The following is an 18,704-nucleotide window of genomic DNA, read 5'->3' as shown; positions in this document are numbered from 1 at the left end:
AATCATCCTGTCAGTTCGCATCAGTGACTGTGCTCGGCAGAGGCTTTGCCGAGCTCAGACTTGAGTGTGAAGCTGCCATTGGTAGCCACTTGAGCGCCCGCTTCGATGCCGTCCGTGATTTCCACGTACCCACTGTCACGGCGGCCCAGCTTTACTGGGCGGGTGTCGAAGCCCTCGGCGGTGCGTACGAAGACCGATGGTTTGTCCTCAACGGTCTGCACGGCGTGTTCCGGGACAGCCACCGCCACGCGATCAGTCTGGGACGTGACTGCGATGTTCACGAAAAGACCAGGACGCCAGGCCCCGTTGGGATTGGTCAACGTAACGCGGACGGTCGCTGCTCGGTTTTGCTCGCCCAACAGGCTGCCGACATAACCCACCTTGCCCTCGACCTCCACGTTCATGTCAGGTGAGGAAACCTTCACGGCGCGGCCGGTAGTGACCTTGGCCAAATCGGTAGGCGGTACAGCGAAAGTGGCCCAAACTTGGTTAAGGTCGGACAGAATAAAGGCGTTAGTCGCCTCGCTGACGACTTCCCCGACGGTCAAGTGTTTCTCCACCACTACGGCGTCAAAGGGAGCCCTGAGTTCGTAACGGTTACCGCCTACCGAATTGACCGAGGCACCGATCGCGCTGACTTTTTGCTTGGCGTTGGCCAGAGAGATTTCGGCTTCCTGCAGCGCCTGGCGAGCCTGGAGGTAGTCCTGCTCCGCAGAAATCTTGTCCTGCCAGAGCTGCTTCTCTCGGCTAAAAGTCACGCGCGCAAGTTCGACACGACGCTGAGCGGCTTGTTGCTCGCTGCGCAGGTCAGAGATCTGCTGGCTGGCAATCACCGCAAGGACTTGACCCTTCTTGACGGACTCACCCAAATTCGCCTGGACTGTTTCGACAACGCCTGGAACGCGAGGAACAACGTGCGCAGTGCGGTCCTCGTCAAAACGAATCTCACCCGGGAAGCTCACGACGGTTCCCAAATCACGAGGCGCTGCCGATTCCAGAGTCACGCCAGCTGCTTTGATCTGTTCAGCACTAAGGGTTAGCTTACCTTCTTCCTCACCGCCCTCTTCACTGTGGCCCTCCTCGCCATGACCTTCTTCACCGTGCCCATCTTCACTATGCTCCGCTTCACTGTTCTCTTTGTTAGCTGATCCGGCCTTCTTGTCATGGCCATGACCATCGTCAGCACCATGTTCTGCGTTAGTCGCCGCTTGTTGATCGGAACTGCTGTTCCAGGCGAGGCTGCCAAATCCAAGGATTGCCACAGCGGCTACCGCGAGGGCGATCTTGCGTTTGTTTTCCATTGCTACTCCTGCTGATCGTAGGCACCGGCAGGTTTAAACGCCGAGTGCCGAGAAAAATGTATGCCCCGTTCAGCGTGCGCCGGCGGTCGAGCCTACTTCGCCATAAACCCTTTCTACTTGCGCACGCGCATTGGTCGCCGCTGCCAGCGAGTCGAGATACTGGCCACGAGCAAGGATCAAGGTGCGCTGGGCGTCCAGTACTTCGATAAAGCCGAATTTCCCCATCTCGAATCCGCGGGTTGCGGTATCCACGGCCTGCTGGGCTGAGGGCAGAATGGTCTTGTCGTAGGACTCAACTTCTTGCATGGCGGTGGACCACTGGTTCAGCGCGGTTTGGGTTTGGGCGCGCAATCTCAACTCGACAGCGTTACGCAGGTCGCGGGCCTGATCGGCACGTCGAGAAGCGGAAAGAATGTTGCCTTGGTTACGATCAAACAGCGGCAAAGGCATGGACAGACCAACGACATTGACTCGCTCGCGCACCGAGCGGTCGTACTGGCTACCCACGCTTACCGTGAGGTTTGGAATACGCTGAGCTTTTTCTGCGCCAAGCGAGGCATCGCTCTTATCAATCTCCACCACTGCCTGCCGCATTTCCGGAGTCTGATCGAGCTTTGCCAGCAACTCTTCAGTGCGCGGCGGCAAGCCAGGAGACAAGGTTGGTGATTCAAGGCGATCGAATATGGTCACAGAACTCCCCGTGACTTGGGCGAGTTGCTGGTAAGCATTCGCTTTTTCCGTTTCGGCGCGACGGACCTGCAACCGGGCTTCAGCCAGTTGAACCTGGGCGCGGGTAGCCTCCACAGGTGAAGATTTACCTGCGCGAACTCGACCATCGACAATGCGAAGGCCGCGCTCAGTAAGTTCAAGGGATTGTTTAGCGAGGTCGAGTCCGGTTTGGGCTCGTAATGCAGCGTAAAACGCCTGCACGACGTCTGCACGCAGACCATTCACGCGTCGGTCCAGTTCCAGTTGTGCAACACTCTGGCCGTATGTGGCGACATCTACGCGGGCTCCCCGCTTACCACCGAGCTCCAAGGTCTGACTTAGCGTAACGGTCGTTGTGCTGGTGTTACGCCGTGTGTCCTCCATCTCATACGAGATTTCGGGGTTTGGAATCAGCCCGGCTTGCTTGCGCGCACCGTCCGCGATGCCGATTTCCTGACGTGCCGCCGCGAGGTCTGGGTTGGCATCCATTGCCGTCGACAGCGCTTGGGGCAAGCTGATGCTTTGGGCAAATGCGGTGGGTGCCAGCAACCCGGAAATCACCGCACAGAGAGCGGCAATTTTCCACGGTGAGACGTAGGTCTTGGATAAGACATTGCGGTTATACCGGAGCACTTTCTTGGTCCTCGTGCACAAACTTCGTTAGCTTGGCCAGAACGCCGAAATAGCTGCCAAGCCCCACTGGATTAGGTGATGGCACTCTAAAGAGCGGTAGCTATCAGAGGGGTGGCTAGAAAATTACAATTTCGTAAGAAAAGCTTGTAATGCCCGAAAACGCTGATGACACAGTCGAACCACCGAATTTCATTGCGAACGCGAGAGATGGCTAGCATGCGGCGTCAATGACCAAAATAACGACCAGATGACGAAATTGTAATTTTCCTATCACCATCCCGTTATCTTCCGCCTGCAAATATGAGCTCGGCGCTACGCGAGGCGCGCCGCCGGCTCAGAACTTATAACGACACCCGCGCCGGAAACATAATAAAAACTGCCGTAAATCAAAGGAGCATCGGATGAAAATCAAAGTACCACTGTATTTGGCGGCAGTTTCGGCGCTGTCTGGAAGCTATGCAGTTACTGCTCAAGCTGAAGATAAGCCCGAAGGTTTCATCGAAGGTAGCAGCCTTACAGTGCTCAACCGCAACTTCTATTTCAATCGTGATAACCGCGACAGCTCAGCTCCCACTTACAACAGCGGCAAGGGCAACACCAATGGCTACTCCGAGGCCTGGGCGCACGGGATCATCACCAAATTCAACTCTGGTTTTACCCAAGGGACGGTCGGCGTTGGTGTTGATGCCTTTGCCATGATAGGGCTTAAGCTCGATACTGGTGACGGGCGCAACGGCGGTCGTAGTTCATTCGACGTCATGCCTGTTGATAACAAAGGCGAAGCTCGCGACGAATACACCAAGGTTGGCGGGGCGGCTAAAGTTCGCTTGTTTGATACGGTCGTGAAAGTGGGTGATGTTTTCCCGTCGACGCCAGTTGTTGCATCAGGCGACTCGCGCCTGTTGCCTGAAAGCTTCCGCGGTGTGACCGTTGAGAACACCAGCATCCAGGGCCTCACCCTGCAGGGTGGCCGACTGCATGCGATGAGCCAGCCGGTCTCCAGCAATCTGAATGATAACTTCGCAACTTTCTACGGTGGCCCGGTTAACTCGCCTTGGGTAGGCTACGGTGGCGGTGATTACGCGATCAACGATAACTGGACCGTGAGCGTATACGCCAGTCAGTTGAAAGAAGTCTGGAACCAGTACTACGCTGGCACCAGCTTCGCCTATCCACTGAATGACGACCTTGCGCTGATTGGCGGCTTCAACTATTACAAAGCCGTGGATGAAGGGAAGCAGCGCCTAGGCGAGTTTGACAACGATATCTGGAGTGCCAAGGTCGGGGTCCGTTACGGCGCTCACACCCTGGCCCTGTCGCACCAACGCAACAACGGCGACGATGATTTCGACTACCTGCGTCAGTCAGACTCGATTTTCGTCGACAACTCTATCCAGTACAGCGACTTCAACTCGCCGAAAGAGCGTTCCTGGATGCTGCGCTACGACCTGAACTTCACCAGCTACGGCATTCCTGGTCTGACGTTCATGACCCGCTACGCTAGAGGCTCGGGCGCAGACTACTCGAACGCCAACCAGTTCTACATGCGCACCGACGCCAACGGTGATCCGCTCACCAATCAGAAACGTTGGGAGCGTGACGTAGAGGTTAAATATGTCGTGCAAACTGGTCCAGCAAAAGACCTGTCCTTCCGGTTGCGCCAGGCCACCACGCGTGCCACTGCATTCGAATCGGATCTGGATGAAACTCGTGTGATCATTGAGTACCCGCTTTCGATCCTGTGATTCTCTAAGGGGATCAGTTTATTCGTAAACTGGTCTCTTCAGAAAAATGTGCATTACGAATTCACCTTGAGTGGCTTAAGTGCTCCTTTGGTAAAAGGTGGATATTTGGCGCCCTTTGGGCGCCTTTTTTTTACCTAAAATTCAATCAACCGTTCGAGTGTACGCATTGCATGCCGGTGAAACTCATGGCTGCACCAATGACCAGTTTCCTCGACATGAGTAACTTCGCCGTCATCTGAACGGAACAAACTCAACACAAAGAAGAAAACAACCACATACTTCATAAGGTCAAATTACCTATTGGAGAGAGGGCCCGCACCTGTCGAACCCAAACCGCGAAAAGATATACCTCCAGACTATCAATCATATTACCTGGAAATTACAAATCCGTCATTTAGGCCCCACCCAGCTCATTTTGATTTACCATTCCTTTCAATAATGCCGGCGCGCGTGCGCGGTTAATTGCTCAGTGATATCGAGACAAAATCCCATGCGAATTCTGGTAATTGAGGACGAAGTAAAAACTGCGGAATATGTGCGTCAAGGCCTTACAGAATGCGGTTATGTCGTCGATTGCGTGCATACCGGGTCAGATGGGCTATTCCTAGCCAAGCAACACGAATACGAGTTGATTATTCTTGATATCAATCTGCCAGAAATGGATGGGTGGCAGGTACTTGAGCTTTTGAGGCGTAAAAATTGCCCCTCCCGCATCATGATGCTCACGGCGAGAAGTCGTTTGGCAGATAAGGTCCGGGGTTTGGAGAACGGTGCAGATGACTACCTGATCAAACCATTTGAGTTCCCAGAACTGCTAGCCCGGGTTCGCGCCTTAATGCGCAGGTCTGAACACCCTGCATCTGTGGAGATCATTCGTGTCGCTGACCTGGAGCTAGACCAGAGCCGTCACAGGGCCTTCAGGGACGGCCAGCGTATTGATCTGACGACGAAAGAGTTTGCACTTCTGCACTACCTAATGCGCAATACCGGCGTGGTGCTCAGCCGCACACAGATCATCTCACAGGTCTGGGATATGAACTTCGACTGCGATACAAACGTTGTAGAAGTGTCGATTCGAAGACTTAGAGCCAAGATCGATGACCCTTTCGAGACGAAGCTGATCCATACGCTTCGCGGTGTGGGCTATGTGCTTGAGAAGCGTTGATCGCCCGCTACTTAGTCATGAAAACAGAGCCAGGGATCATGCATGTAAGTCGAGCCATACTGTTTTTGACCCTTAGCGCGCGTTTCCTCACTAAACGTATGAGGTGTGCTGGACATAAGGTATAGCATAGATTATCAACAGGTAACGGAAGGCCAAGCGTATGCCAGAGCTGACGCACGCTCAGCGGACATTGTTTTTAACAGCGCCATGGCTTACCTCTGATACTGTGCGCCGGCGATGAGGTTAACCTCCCGACTACAGCACCAAGCAGGCTCAGTCGCCGCTCAACGATGATGGCGCCCGCCGGCTTTTCTGGTTCGTTGCAGGGCTACTCACGGTCATTGCCTTCGTCATGGCCACCCTCTCTGTGCATCTTCTCACCTCGCTCAAGGAACTTGGCCTTCCAACGGTCACGGTGTTGGCGGTGGGGATGGTCCTTGGGCCGGCCCAGGTGGTGGCAAGAGTATTGGAGTTCTCGCTTGCTCGGCATCTTCACCCAACCTGGTCGGCCGTGCCGGCGTGTTGGTGAGCTTCATCGGCATCTGCTTATTCATTCCTGGCGTGCCTTGGCTGGCATTCCCTGCAGCAGCGCTGTAGGGCGCCGGCATCGGGATTCTCACTATTGCCAGAGTCATCTTGCCTCTGGTGCTGTTTGGCAAGGGTATCGCGCACGCATGGGAGCATTAGCTCGCCCAATGGTCTTGGCGCAGGCCACGGGGCCGTTTGCTACGGCCTTTGTGCTGAGTACTCAAGGCGCACCTGTGCTCTTGCTCATGGCGGCGATGGTCGCTGTCGCGCTAGATAGCAGTTTCAAACTGCCCCTCAACCCAGTGCAACGTAGGTGAAGCTGGTGATTCTGCCCTCAAATCGGGGTACCCGCTAGATTTCCCCCCTAGCTTTGCCTTTGACTCTGCCTGGGGGTATACCGCCAGGGGATAATCGGCCTGCTTTGTCTTTGCGGATTGCCCTGCCAATTGACGGGGCCTACATAAGCCGTTTCCAATGCCCTCGACGTAGAACCATTCGCTCCGGCCGAAGCTGGCTGGTGGGCGTGAGCCAAGAGGCGTATCCTACAAATGCTTGCTCCGAGACTTGTTGGCCTACAGCCTCCCCTGGGAGACATCTGATAGCCCGCCGCCGAGGCGGGCTTTTTTGTCATCAGATCCGTAAGGCAGCGCCTTGGTGAATGGCTGCCCAAGCTAGGCTCCGCCAGAGCGCATGCTCAACATCAGCGGTCTACCCGTCTCCCTAGCCAGACGGTTAACGACGTATCCATATCCTTTGTCAGGCGCATGGAAAGCTGACTGGGCGAAAACGCTTACGCAGCCATTGCTTCGCAGGATGCAGCGCAGGCCAAACAGGTCTGTGCGCAATGCTGACAGTGGTCTGCCTTATGCTTACCGCACGCCTCCCCGCAGGCGCGGCAAATCCTTGCGCACAACGCACAAAATTCCTTGGCGAGCATGCTTTCTCGTGTCATCAAGGTAGCCGCCAGCTTGCACATATCTGCGCAATCCCTGTCCAGCTTGATGCAGTCAGCCATCATTTTTACGTCCTGCTCTCGCAGGCAGGCTGACGCGCAGACTTCACAGGCCAGCGCGCAGCGCATGCATTCCGAGATGCATTCATCAAAGCTACTGTTCATGATCATATCTCCGGTATCGGGTCGATGAGATGCCAGTGCACCGTCTCATGACGGTATGTAGCGTTCGACCTGACGGGGGCCTGAAGATTGATTACATTTCTGTAAGCTTGTCCGAATCATCTCGGTATGAAGGCGTGCCCGATCATTCAAGGCTTTTCAATCACTGCTTCTGGATGCTCACGATTTTCGCGACACTTCCCTCCATACGGAACCCAAATTTCACCTTGTCTCCTACGTTCAAGCCCTTCAGCTGTGCAGGCTCAGCTTGGAAGCCCATGGTCATCGCCGGCCATTTGAGCTCTGCTACCGGGCCGTGCGCCAAGGTGATTTTCCCGCTTTGAGGATCCAGCGCCTTAATTGTCCCTTCCGCATGCGCAGTGGGCGCCGCCTGGCTGCCTTGGCCACCCTCGGCGGAGGCTGGCATTTTCTTCATGTCCATACCATCCATGTCCTGGGCATGCACACTGGCGGCGAAAGCTGTGACCAGGCCTGCGATGACAATTAGCTTTTTCATTGGATTTCTCCTGAGAGGTTGGGGGTAGTTACAGCAAGTTCGCGGCGACGGATCAGCCAGTACGCCGCAGGGATTACAAAAAGTGAAAGCAAGGGGGCGGTGAGCATGCCGCCCACCATGGGCACCGCGATGCGGCTCATGACCTCGCTGCCGGTACCGCTGCTCCAGAGGATGGGCAGCAGGCCTGCAACGATGACTGCCACAGTCATTGCCTTGGGCCTGATGCGTTGCACCGCGCCCTCACGGATCGCGTCGAGCAGCGCTGCTCGTGTAGTTTCGCCGTTGGCCTGACGCTCAGCCCAAGCGTTATTCAGGTAGATGAGCATGATCACTCCGAACTCCGCCGCTACGCCGGCCAGGGCAATGAAGCCAACGCCTGTGGCCACTGAAAGGTTGTAGCCCAGCAGGTAGAGCAGCCAGACGCCCCCGGTCAGGGCAAAAGGTAAAGTGCCCATGATGAGCAGTGCTTCACCGAGGCGGCCGAAGGTCAGGTAGAGCAGCACGAAGATGATGGCCAGCGTCGCTGGCACCACCCAGGCCAGACGGGCGTTCGCCCGCTCCAGGTATTCGAACTGGCCGGAGTAGCTCAAGCTCATGCCTGAATCGAGCTTTACCTCGCTGTCGATCGCCTGACGTAAGTCTGCAACAACAGACGAAAGGTCCCGGCCGCGCACGTCGATGTACACCCAGCCCGAGGGGCGAGCATTCTCGCTCTTCAGCATGGGCGGGCCATCAGCAATACGTATGCGGGCCACGCTGCCGAGCGTCAGCTGGCCGCCCTGCGAGGTGTAGATCGGCAGCTGACGCAACGCCTCCACCGAATCACGCCATTCGCGTGGATAGCGCACGCTAATGGGATAGCGGGCCAAGCCTTCAACTGTTTCCCCGATGGTTTCGCCACCAATGGCGCCGGCCACGATGGCCTGTACGTCGGTGATGTTCAGACCGTAACGGGCAGCGGCATGGCGGTCGATATCCAGATCAATGTAGCGGCCACCAGTCAAACGCTCTGCCAGCGCCGAAGTCACTCCAGGCACCTTTTTCGCGGCCCGCTCCACAGCGAGAGTGGCCCGGTCTATCTGGCCTAGGTCGCTGCCGGCCACCTTGACGCCGATTGGGCTCTTGATGCCGGTGGCCAGCATATCGATGCGGTTGCGGATGGGCGGGATCCAGATGTTGGTCAGCCCAGGCACACGCACAGTGCGATCAAGCTCCTCGATAAGCTTGTCCGTGGTCATTCCTGGACGCCACTCACTCTTGGGCTTGAGCCGAACGGTGGTCTCGAACATCTCCAGCGGTGCCGGGTCGGTAGCTGACTCGGCGCGGCCGGCTTTACCAAAGACACTGGCCACTTCGGGAACAGTTCGAATCAGACGATCCGTTCGCTGCAACAGCTCTGAAGCTTTCTGCGCCGAGAGTCCAGGCAAGGCTGAAGGCATGTAGAGCAGATCACCTTCATCGAGCGGAGGAAGGAACTCGCCCCCAAGATGATTCAAGGGCCACAGACTGCTGAGCAGGATCACCAATGCTGCAGCGAGGGTAACCAGAGGCCGGCGCAGGACGACCTCCAATGCCGGACGGTATAGCCGGATGAGGCCCCGGTTGAGCGGGTTGCGCTGTTCCGCAGGCAGTGGCCCTCTGATCCAGTACCCCATCAGCACCGGTATCAGGGTCACCGATAGCGCAGCTGCCGCAGCCATTGCGTAGGTCTTGGTAAAGGCCAAGGGTGCAAAGAGGCGTCCTTCCTGGGCTTGCAGCGTGAACACCGGGATGAACGAAAGCGTGATGATCATGAGGCTGAAGAACAGTGCCGGCCCTACCTCGACGGCCGCCTCCGTCATTACCCTCCAATGCGCTTCTCCCCGCAAAGGTTGACCAGGATGCCGGATATGCCAGGCCTCAACACGTTTGTGGGCGTTCTCGATCATGACCACGGCAGCGTCCACCATTGCACCGATGGCAATAGCGATTCCGCCAAGGGACATGATGTTGGCGTTGATGCCCTGATGACGCATGACGATCAGCGCTATCAGGATTCCCACGGGCAGCGAAACGATAGCCACCAATGACGAGCGCAGGTGCCAGAGAAAGGCTGCGCATACCAACGCCACTACCAAGAACTCCTCGATCAGCTTGTGACTGAGGTTCTCCACGGCACGGTCGATCAACTGGCTGCGGTCGTAGACGGTGACAAGTTCCACCCCGGCTGGCAGGGCTTTCTTCAGGGTTTCGAGCTTAGCCTTGACGTCCGCGATGGCCTCACGAGCATTCTTCCCGCTGCGCAGGATCACCACACCTCCTACGGCTTCGCCGAGGCCGTCCAGTTCGCCTATGCCTCTGCGGGCTTCCGGACCTATCTGCACCGTAGCGACGTCGCCTAATGTCACCGGCACGCCCTTGGTAGCCAGTCGCAGGGGTATCGCTCTGAAATCATCCAGCGATCGCAGGTAGCCGGCCGCACGTACCATGAATTCCGCTTCGCCTTGCTCCAGTACACCGCCACCGGTCTCCTGGTTGGCCTTGCCTATAGCCTCCACCACCTCAGCCTGGGTGATACCGAGGCTGGCCATGCGCAGCGGATCGAGCACGACCTGATACTGCTTGACCATACCGCCGATGGTGGCCACTTCAGCGACATCCGGCAGCGTCTTGAGCTCATAGCGCAGGAACCAGTCCTGCAGGCTGCGCAGTTGCGACAGGTCATGGCCGCCGTTACGATCGACCAGCGCATATTGATAAATCCAGCCCACCCCGGTGGCGTCCGGGCCCAGTACCGGCTTGGCTGCGGCAGGTAATCGCGATTGCGCCTGGCTCAGGTACTCAAGAACCCGAGAGCGCGCCCAATACAGATCGGTGCCGTCCTCGAACAGCACATAGACGAAGCTGTCACCGAAGGCGGAGAAGCCGCGAACCGTTTTGGCCCCCGGAACCGAGAGCATGGTAGTGGTCAGCGGATAGGTCACCTGATTCTCAACGATCTGGGGAGCCTGGCCTGGGTAGGACGTGCGGATGATCACCTGCACGTCCGACAGGTCGGGCAAGGCGTCGATTGGTAGGCTACGCACCGAGACGAAGCCCCATGCCACCAGAAACAGCGTGGCGAGGAGCACCAGCACACGGTTGCCTACCGACCAGCGGATCAGTTTGGCAATCATGGTTGGCCCTCCAACACTTTGATCTGCTCAACGACCATGCCCTCGTCGCGTTCGCGTATGCCAAAGCGAATCTGCGCACCGATCTTGAGGCCATCAAGGAGAGACTGCTCAGCCACAGGGAAGGTCATGGTCATCCCTGGCATGCCCAGGGTGATGAAAGGACCGTGGGCAACGGTGAGCTGTGTGCCGTCTATCTGCACGACACGGCCATCCGCTTCATGCAGGGCTGGCCCCGCATTAGGCTGACTATCCTGCACCGTCGCCGCCTCGATGCCTTTCAAATTAGCGTCGGAGTCCAACAGGAATTGCCCGGACGCGACGATGCGCTGTCCTGCCTGAAGACCCTGCAACACCGCAACTTGGCCTTTGCTCTCCTGGCCCAACACGACTTCCACCGGCCGGAAGCGACCACCGTCTTCAGCCAGCATCACCAGGTCTCGCTTGCCGGTGCGGATGACCGCCTCGGCAGGCACCAAGAGGCTTTGCTTGGCAGACTCGCCGGGATGGAGAGCCACTTGAGCGGTCATCCCAGGACGAAGCCGCCCATCTCGGTTGGGCAACTCGATACGCAGGCGCAACGTGCGGCTCTGCAAATCGGCATCGGCCAATAGCGCAGTCAACTTGCCCGGTATGGGATCGCCTGGGAACGCTGGCAATTGCGCCTGCACAGGCTGGCCTTCGCGAAGGCCTTGAGCCTGGGCTTCCGGCACAGCCGCTTCCAGCCAGACGTTGGCCACTCCATTGATCCTTGCTAAGGTAGCGCCCGGCGTCAGCGTCATGCCGGGTCGCAGATCGAGAACCTGGATTACACCGGCAGTGGGTGCGGAGAGTGTGACCGAGAGCTGCACCTTCCCAGTGCTCGCGACCCGGTTGATCAGGTCGGCCGGCATGCCGGCGAGCACGAGCCGCTGTCGTGCCGCCGCCGTCAGCTGAGCGTCGCCAGAATGCCGCAACGCCAGGTATTCCTCCTGCAAACCAGCCCACTCCGGGGTCAGCACATCGGCTAGAGGAGCCCCTTTGGCAACGATGTCCCCCGTCGCTCGACCATAGACGCGTTCGACGTAACCGCCAGTACGGGCCTGCAACACGCTGAAGTCGCGTTCGTCGAACGTCAGAACGCCGCTCACACTTAGGGTCCGTTCTAGCCGGCCAGCCGTCACCGTTGCCAATCGAATCCCAAGGTTTTGCTGGAGCCCAGCCGAGACCTGAACCGCAGGCTGCTCCTCGCCAGCCGTGTCATCCGAATACTTGGGCACGAGCGGCATGTCCATGAACGGCGATTTTCCGGGCGCCGGGAAGTGCTGCTGGGGATACATCGGGTCGTACCAGTACAGCGCTTTTTTTTCCTGACCTAAGGGCTGCGATGGCGAATACGCACCTCTCCCACCTAGCCAGAAGCCAGCGCCTATTCCAATAGCAAGGGCAGCAGCCACGACGAAACCAATCGACCTATTCCTCATGCCCGCACCTCTCCATAAACGAAATGCAGACGCGCTGCTGTTGCCGCCAACTGTCCTTGCAGGTCCACATCCTGTAGTAGTGCCTCCACACGCTGCCGGCGTGCCGACAGCACTTCACTCAACGGCGACTTACCGGCGCGGTAATCCGCCAGAGCGAGGCGTACCCGGTCCTCGGCCAGGGGCAAAAGTGTTTCGCGACTGCGCCGCACTGCCCGTTGCAAGCGTTGGTACTCGACAAGGTCTGTTTCAAGCTGGGCTTGATGCTCGCGCAGGGCAGCGTCCTGCTCATCTTCCAATTGGCGAACTTGTGCGCGTCGTGCCGCAATCATCGGGTCTTGCCGTGAGCTGGTAAACAATGGCAATTGGAAGCTGACTTGCAGGCTGACCATGTTGCTGAAGTCCGGACCACGGCGCTGATAATCCACTCCCCAGGACCAATCCGATTTCTTTTCCGCCTGAGCCTGGTGTACCTGGGCTTGAGCCTCGCGTGTCATGGCGTTGTAGGTATTGAGCTCCGGATGGGCATGGACGGAGTGCAAGTATTCAGCTGCGTCTACAGGCCAGACAGGGAAGGTCGGCGCGCCTACTTCGGCGTCCTGCCCAATCCAGCGCTTCAGCGCGGCTCGCGCCTGAGCTGACTGACTCAATAGAACGTCTTTCTGCTCGTCCAACTGCGCGGCTTCTTGCTTGGGAGCCAGCGTATCGGCGCTGGAGCCTGCGCCTCCGGCCAGGCGGGCCCGCACCGTGGAAGCCAGCAGCTGGTTTTCTTTGTAGAAGGCGTCGAACTGTTCAAGCTTTCGCTGCACGGTGTACGCAGTAACCCAAGCCTGTGCGGTTGCCGCCCTAACCTTCAAGCGTTCGAAGATCGCCTCGGCATCGGCTCGCTCGACCGTGGCCTGCGCTGTCTCTATGCGAGCTTTGCGTTTGTCCCGGTTCGGTACTTCTTGGGACAGGCCAACCACCTGCATGGTCATGAAGTCTCTGTTCATGCTCCAGCGATCGGTGCCTTCAATCGGCAGGTTTTGTACCCCGAGATTCAGGCGCGGATCGGGTAGTTCGCCCGCTGGAATGACTGCGCTGCGCGCAGCTGATGCCTGCTCCTGGCGGGCCTGTAGAGAGGGAGCGTTACGTTCAGCCAGTTGCAGCGCCTCATCCAGCGACAGCGTTGCAGCCTGTGCCGAGACAGCCGGCAGCAGTATGAACAGGACGGCCGTGGTTATCCGTCCCTGAAAACGTTGGGGAGTCATGAAAATGATTCCTCGAAAGATCAGCGCCCAGGCGCGTGCCATCGCCCCGCTGCTAGGCGGAACGACGGTGTGAAATTAAGAGGGAATCAGACGCGGGGAGGACGCCACGGATCGGGGGGAGAACCTGTCGCTATGCCTACAGCGTAGGTATCGGCAGGTCGTGGCTTGGCGAAAGTCAGCCCAGGCGTCAGGAAGCTAATCTGTACGGTACTGGCAGTCCTGCACTCCTGGCCGACCTTGCAGGATTTGGCATGGTCGCCAGTCTTACCCAGGTCTTGGTCCTGGCAGCAGTCATGGTCCATGCCCGCCATCATTTCCATGCCCATCGCCTGCATTGGGCAAGGTTCAGTCGCCGAATCGATGCCCGCCATCCCGTTAAGCGGAAGCGCCACGATTAGCATCAGGAGGGTGAGTAGTCGAATGAGCCGATTCATGATGGGCGAGTATAGGTTACCGGGATGAGTTCAGCATTAAGGGGTTGGGGCTGCACTAACCAACCGCTTGGAGGCTGGGAGACTGATGAAGAATGTTGTGACACCCTCCGCTGATGTACACCAGATTCGTCCGCTATGAGCCTCGATGATAGAGCGGGTTATCGACAGCCCCAGGCCTGCATTGCTTGGGCCGCCTTCGCGTCTGGCTGGATCGGCTCGATAGAATCGGTCGAAGATCTTGCCAATGTGCTGGGGATCGATGGTTACCCCGCTGTTACGCACGGAAAGCGTCACGCTTTCAGGCGTCTGCTCGATCTGCACTGATATCTCGTTGCCTTCCGGGGTGTAGCGCAACGCGTTGGATAGAAGGTTGGAAAGCGCTCGGTCAATCATCAGGCGATCGCCACGAACCTTACCCTGCCCGTGTAGGGTCAGTTGGATGCCTTGATCCTCAGCCAGGAATTGGTAGTACTCGAACAGCTTTGATACGAGTTCGGAGAGCTCCACATCGATCTGCTCGGGCACGATCAGACCGTTATCCGCCTTGGCCAGGAACAGCATGTCGTCGATCATGCGCGACATGCGCTTGAGGTCTTCCAGGTTCGAATAGAGGTTTTCTTCATAGGCATCCAGGTCACGCTTCTTGGTGAGCACCACTTCGGTATGGGTCAGAAGGTTGCTGACTGGCGTTCTCAATTCGTGAGCGATATCGGCAGAGAAGTTGGACAACCGAACGAATGCATCCTCCAACCGTCCCAGCATCCCGTTGAAAGACAGGATGAGCTCCTGAAGCTCTAGCGGTACGGGCTCCAGCGGAATGCGTTCGCGAAGTGATCTTGCCGACATCCCGGTGGCCACTTTGGTGATTTGCCCAAAAGGCCGAAGCCCGCTTTTGGCCACGACCCAGCCCAAGCCTGCGCTCACAATCGCGCTGATCACCAGACCAATTCCGAACCACCATTGCAGGGTGACAAAGAAATGGGCGTGAGTGGTGACATCGAGCATCAGCACGGCCGTCACCGGTTCCGGCTCGCCTGCAATGGTCAGCTGGGCGGTAATGCCGCGGAAGTTCTGCGCTTTATCCTGCCACTCCCAGACCGCACCCCGATGCGCCTGCTCGAACCGCTGAGGAATCTGGGAGGCTTTGGGGTCTGAAAACAGGACCGTTCCGTCAGCCTTGGTGATTTTCGCCGACAGATCCTGATGTGCGCCGAGCAATGCCCGCAGCTGCTGCTCCTGATCGTCGAGCCCGCCTCGCGCTGCTGAGATGGAAAGGATATGACGCGTTGACTCCAGCTTTTCAGAAAGCGCCTGCTCATCCAGCATCCGGAAATGGTGCTGGCTGAGCCCGTAGAAAGCGACGCCGGCAACCACCAGGACAGCAGTCACCGCGAACATGAACATCAGGGTCAGCCGCTTGACGAGCGATGATTGCGGGCGCATCACTCGGGCACATCCATCATGTAGCCCATGCCTCGGGCGGTATGGATTAGCTTTGGCGCGAAGTCGTCATCAATCTTGGCCCGCAGTCGGCGAATCGCGACCTCGATCACGTTGGTGTCACTGTCGAAATTCATGTCCCACACCTGAGAAGCGATCAGCGATTTGGGAAGCACCTCGCCGCGTCGGCGCATGAGCAGCTCCAACAGGGAAAACTCCTTGGCAGTAAGGTCGATCCGCTTGCCGTTTCGCGTAGCTCGACGCTTGAGCAGGTCCACCTCAAGGTCTGCCATCTTCATAGTGGTTTGAGCAGAACCACCGTTGCCTCTGCGCAGCAACGTACGAACTCGAGCCAGCAGCTCCGAGAACGCAAAGGGCTTCACCAGGTAATCATCAGCGCCCAGTTCCAAACCTTTCACGCGGTCGTCTACGCCGTCTCGGGCCGTCAAGAAAAGGACCGGCACATCCTGACCCGCCGCACGGATCTTGCGCAGGACATCCCAGCCATCGAGCCCCGGCATCATCACGTCGAGGATCAGCAAGTCATACGCTTCGCTCTGTGCCTGTTGCAGGGCGTCAGTGCCTGTCATCACCCGGTCAACGGTGAAGCCAGCTTCTGTTAGACCTTGCTGGAGGTAGACACCGGTTTTCGGCTCATCTTCGGCCACGAGTAATTTCATCTGCTCTCATCCACGCGGGGTGCATTTCCAGTTTGCGGGAAAAAAGAAGCCCAACCAGAAGCTGACGGAAAAGTAATGTCGAGATCAGTTTTCTGACAGCACCGCGAGGCTAACTTGACCCTGTACCTGACGCCATGAGGCGCAGAACCCACTGAGGATCTCCAGATGAACATGGTCAAAGCAATTGTGATGGTCGTTACCTTCGGCATGGCAGGCATTGCCCTGGCAGAGGGCGGCGCGGACCGGACCTTTGCACGGATGGAAGCGGCTCTCCAAAGCTCCATGCAGGCCTCCCAGGTTGCGCAGGGGAAGAAAGAGCAGGCGCCATTCGCCGCCCAGTCCAGCAAGCACGCGGGCCACGAAAGCTGCTGATCCTAGCTTACAGAAAAGTAATCATCCCGGAATCTGAACTATGGCTGTTTCAGAGTACGGCCTCTCATCAGCCTCGCGTAGTGGCGAAAGTCTACGAGACTGGTGAGAGCTCCAATGAACCCAAGGGCTGCACCATCTAGCAGCCTGGATATCAGCGATCTACCTGACTGGACGCAACGGCATGCAAAGCAAAACCACGAGACGATCTTTCGTCAAAGGCCTGGCCGCTACCGGACTTCTGGGTGGGCTCGGCATGTGGCGCGCGCCGGTCTGGGCCGTGACCAGCCCTGGCCAACCGAACGTGCTCAGCGGCACGGACTTCGATCTGTATATCGGCGAACTGCCCGTCAACATCACGGGTGCAGCTCGTACGGCCATGGCCATCAACGGCTCCGTGCCAGGGCCGATCCTGCGATGGCGCGAAGGCGACACCGTGACGCTGCGCGTACGCAACCGGCTGAAACAGGACACCTCCATTCACTGGCACGGCATCATCCTGCCCGCCAACATGGACGGTGTGCCGGGCTTGAGCTTCCACGGCATCGCTCCCGATGGCATGTACGAATACAAGTTCAAGGTCCACCAGAACGGCACTTACTGGTATCACAGCCACTCAGGCCTCCAGGAACAGTCCGGGGTCTATGGGGCGTTGGTGATCGATGCCAAGGATCCGGAGCCGTTTGTGTACGACCGTGATTACGTCGTCATGCTCAGCGATTGGACGGATGAAGACCCGGCGCGGGTGCTCTCCAAACTCAAGAAGCAATCTGACTACTACAACTTCCACAAGCGCACTGTAAGCGACTTCGTTGACGATGTGAGCGAGAAAGGCTGGTCGGCCGCTGTAGCGGATCGGAAGATGTGGGCTGAAATGAAGATGAGCCCCACCGACCTCGCTGACGTGAGCGGGTATACCTACACCTACCTCATGAACGGCCAGGCTCCGAACGGCAACTGGACGGGACTCTTCAAGCCCGGCGAGAAGATCCGCCTGCGCTTTATCAACGGCTCGGCCATGACCTATTTCGATGTCCGGATTCCTGGGCTCAAGATGACGGTTGTGGCTGCTGACGGCCAGTACGTCAAACCCGTATCGGTCGATGAGTTCCGGATCGCCGTTGCCGAAACCTACGATGTCATCGTCGAACCTGAAAACGAGCAGGCCTATACGATCTTCGCGCAATCCATGGACCGTACCGGGTACTCCCGAGGCACCCTGGCAGTTCGTGAAGACTTGCAAGCGCCCGTACCGGAGGTAGATCCACGCCCGATCATCGCCATGAGCGATATGGGCATGGACCACGGCAGCATGGGCGGAATGGATCACGGCGGCATGGCTGGCATGGACCAAGGGAACATGGCCGGCATGGATCACAGCAAGATGGCTGGGATGGACCATGGCAGCATGGCCGGCATGGACCACAGCAAGATGGCTGGAATGGATCACGGCAACATGGCCGGCATGGACCACAGCAAGATGGCTGGAATGGACCATGGCAACATGGCCGGCATGGACCACAGCAAGATGGCTGGAATGGACCATGGCAGCACGGCCGGCATGGACCACAGCAAGATGGCTGGAATGGACCACGGCAACATGGCCGGCATGGATCACAGCAAGATGGCTGGGATGGGTCATGAGGGCATGGCCGGCATGAGCGGTGCAATGCAGAGCCATCCGACTTCCGAGACCAACAACCCGTTGGTCGATATGCAGACCATGTCGCCGACCCCGAAGCTGAACGATCCGGGAATTGGCCTGCGCAACAACGGGCGCCGAGTGCTGACCTACGCCGATTTGCGGAGCACCTTCATCGATCCCGATGGTCGAGAGCCTGGACGCACAATCGAACTGCACCTTACCGGCCAAATGGAGAAGTTCGCATGGTCGTTCGACGGTATCAAATTCTCCGACGCTGAACCGCTGCGGTTGAAATATGGCGAGCGTCTTCGCATCACCTTGGTCAACGACACCATGATGACTCACCCCATCCATCTCCACGGTATGTGGAGTGATCTGGAGGACGAGAACGGCAACTTCATGGTTCGCAAGCACACCATCGACATGCCACCTGGCTCAAAACGAAGCTATCGCGTCACCGCAGATGCCTTGGGACGTTGGGCCTATCACTGTCACCTACTGTTCCACATGGAAATGGGCATGTTCCGAGAAGTCCGTGTGGACGAATGAACTGGAGATTTGAG

Annotated in this window: 13 protein-coding genes; 4 read left to right on the top strand and 9 right to left on the bottom strand. The window is 57.8% G+C overall.

The annotated features are described in order from the left end of the window. Positions 1–20: 20 nt before the first annotated feature. Together ABIB24_RS18970 and ABIB24_RS18965 are read right to left on the bottom strand one after the other, a co-directional pair. Complete coding sequence (locus ABIB24_RS18970; protein ID WP_013974879.1) at positions 21–1,301, bottom strand: efflux RND transporter periplasmic adaptor subunit; 1,281 nt, start codon at positions 1,299–1,301, stop codon at positions 21–23. A 69-nt stretch (positions 1,302–1,370) separates the two neighbouring features. Continuing rightward, on the bottom strand, positions 1,371–2,642 hold the full coding sequence (locus ABIB24_RS18965; RefSeq protein WP_080563836.1) for a TolC family protein: 1,272 nt from the start codon (positions 2,640–2,642) through the stop codon (positions 1,371–1,373). A gap of 401 nt (positions 2,643–3,043) precedes the next feature. Here ABIB24_RS18965 and ABIB24_RS18960 point away from each other — a divergent pair, with 401 nt between their 5' ends. Then, the gene (locus tag ABIB24_RS18960) at positions 3,044–4,387 is read left to right on the top strand and encodes an OprD family porin (protein WP_013974881.1); all 1,344 of its coding nucleotides are present in this window, start codon (positions 3,044–3,046) and stop codon (positions 4,385–4,387) included. Positions 4,388–4,877: 490 nt separating this feature from the next. Then, the gene (locus ABIB24_RS18955) at positions 4,878–5,552 is read left to right on the top strand and encodes a heavy metal response regulator transcription factor (protein ID WP_013974882.1); all 675 of its coding nucleotides are present in this window, start codon (positions 4,878–4,880) and stop codon (positions 5,550–5,552) included. A 1,318-nt stretch (positions 5,553–6,870) separates the two neighbouring features. On the opposite strand, the gene ABIB24_RS18950 is transcribed toward ABIB24_RS18955, so the two are convergent. The 7 genes from ABIB24_RS18950 to ABIB24_RS18920 form a co-directional block, all read right to left on the bottom strand. After that, positions 6,871–7,197: a four-helix bundle copper-binding protein gene (locus ABIB24_RS18950; protein WP_085982928.1), complete on the bottom strand. Its 327-nt coding sequence runs from the start codon at positions 7,195–7,197 to the stop codon at positions 6,871–6,873. Positions 7,198–7,357: 160 nt separating this feature from the next. Continuing rightward, positions 7,358–7,711 (bottom strand): copper-binding protein, encoded by a 354-nt coding sequence (locus tag ABIB24_RS18945; RefSeq protein ID WP_047595905.1) that lies wholly within the window; start codon positions 7,709–7,711, stop codon positions 7,358–7,360. After that, complete coding sequence (locus ABIB24_RS18940) at positions 7,708–10,866, bottom strand: efflux RND transporter permease subunit (protein WP_013974884.1); 3,159 nt, start codon at positions 10,864–10,866, stop codon at positions 7,708–7,710. The genes ABIB24_RS18945 and ABIB24_RS18940 overlap by 4 nt, the downstream gene beginning before the upstream one ends. After that, positions 10,863–12,326, bottom strand: coding sequence for an efflux RND transporter periplasmic adaptor subunit (locus tag ABIB24_RS18935; protein WP_044047188.1), 1,464 nt, complete (start codon positions 12,324–12,326; stop codon positions 10,863–10,865). The genes ABIB24_RS18940 and ABIB24_RS18935 overlap by 4 nt, the downstream gene beginning before the upstream one ends. Then, positions 12,323–13,573 (bottom strand): TolC family protein, encoded by a 1,251-nt coding sequence (locus tag ABIB24_RS18930; protein ID WP_049798466.1) that lies wholly within the window; start codon positions 13,571–13,573, stop codon positions 12,323–12,325. Before ABIB24_RS18930 ends, ABIB24_RS18935 begins: the two co-directional genes overlap by 4 nt. Positions 13,574–14,043: 470 nt before the next feature. Beyond that, entirely contained in the window at positions 14,044–15,450 is a 1,407-nt protein-coding gene (locus tag ABIB24_RS18925; protein ID WP_044047189.1) for a heavy metal sensor histidine kinase, read from the bottom strand. Next, positions 15,450–16,127 carry a heavy metal response regulator transcription factor gene (locus ABIB24_RS18920; RefSeq protein WP_044047190.1) on the bottom strand — a complete coding sequence of 226 codons (678 nt, stop codon included), beginning with the start codon at positions 16,125–16,127 and terminating at the stop codon, positions 15,450–15,452. Before ABIB24_RS18920 ends, ABIB24_RS18925 begins: the two co-directional genes overlap by 1 nt. Positions 16,128–16,292: 165 nt before the next feature. Here ABIB24_RS18920 and ABIB24_RS18915 point away from each other — a divergent pair, with 165 nt between their 5' ends. Further along, positions 16,293–16,499 carry a co-regulatory protein PtrA N-terminal domain-containing protein gene (locus ABIB24_RS18915; protein ID WP_013974890.1) on the top strand — a complete coding sequence of 69 codons (207 nt, stop codon included), beginning with the start codon at positions 16,293–16,295 and terminating at the stop codon, positions 16,497–16,499. 181 nt (positions 16,500–16,680) lie between these two features. Further along, complete coding sequence (locus ABIB24_RS18910) at positions 16,681–18,690, top strand: copper resistance system multicopper oxidase (RefSeq protein ID WP_044047191.1); 2,010 nt, start codon at positions 16,681–16,683, stop codon at positions 18,688–18,690. The last annotated feature ends 14 nt before the right edge of the window (positions 18,691–18,704 follow it).

This window comes from Pseudomonas sp. UYEF17, from assembly GCF_040546125.1.
Taxonomy (GTDB): domain Bacteria; phylum Pseudomonadota; class Gammaproteobacteria; order Pseudomonadales; family Pseudomonadaceae; genus Aquipseudomonas; species Aquipseudomonas putida_Z.
The sequence above is the reverse complement of the archived record's forward strand: the minus strand, read 5'-3'. Positions and strand labels throughout refer to the sequence as shown.

Excerpts from the sequence above, each read along its gene's own strand:
- ABIB24_RS18920 (WP_044047190.1), bottom strand. The coding sequence starts at position 16,127 with ATGAAATTACTCGTGGCCGAAGATGAGCCGAAAACCGGTGTCTACCTC.
- ABIB24_RS18970 (WP_013974879.1), bottom strand. The coding sequence starts at position 1,301 with ATGGAAAACAAACGCAAGATCGCCCTCGCGGTAGCCGCTGTGGCAATC.
- ABIB24_RS18945 (WP_047595905.1), bottom strand. The coding sequence starts at position 7,711 with ATGAAAAAGCTAATTGTCATCGCAGGCCTGGTCACAGCTTTCGCCGCC.
- ABIB24_RS18910 (WP_044047191.1), top strand. The coding sequence starts at position 16,681 with ATGCAAAGCAAAACCACGAGACGATCTTTCGTCAAAGGCCTGGCCGCT.
- ABIB24_RS18935 (WP_044047188.1), bottom strand. The coding sequence starts at position 12,326 with ATGAGGAATAGGTCGATTGGTTTCGTCGTGGCTGCTGCCCTTGCTATT.
- ABIB24_RS18940 (WP_013974884.1), bottom strand. The coding sequence starts at position 10,866 with ATGATTGCCAAACTGATCCGCTGGTCGGTAGGCAACCGTGTGCTGGTG.
- ABIB24_RS18955 (WP_013974882.1), top strand. The coding sequence starts at position 4,878 with ATGCGAATTCTGGTAATTGAGGACGAAGTAAAAACTGCGGAATATGTG.
- ABIB24_RS18950 (WP_085982928.1), bottom strand. The coding sequence starts at position 7,197 with ATGAACAGTAGCTTTGATGAATGCATCTCGGAATGCATGCGCTGCGCG.
- ABIB24_RS18960 (WP_013974881.1), top strand. The coding sequence starts at position 3,044 with ATGAAAATCAAAGTACCACTGTATTTGGCGGCAGTTTCGGCGCTGTCT.
- ABIB24_RS18915 (WP_013974890.1), top strand. The coding sequence starts at position 16,293 with ATGAACATGGTCAAAGCAATTGTGATGGTCGTTACCTTCGGCATGGCA.
- ABIB24_RS18925 (WP_044047189.1), bottom strand. The coding sequence starts at position 15,450 with ATGCGCCCGCAATCATCGCTCGTCAAGCGGCTGACCCTGATGTTCATG.
- ABIB24_RS18930 (WP_049798466.1), bottom strand. The coding sequence starts at position 13,573 with ATGACTCCCCAACGTTTTCAGGGACGGATAACCACGGCCGTCCTGTTC.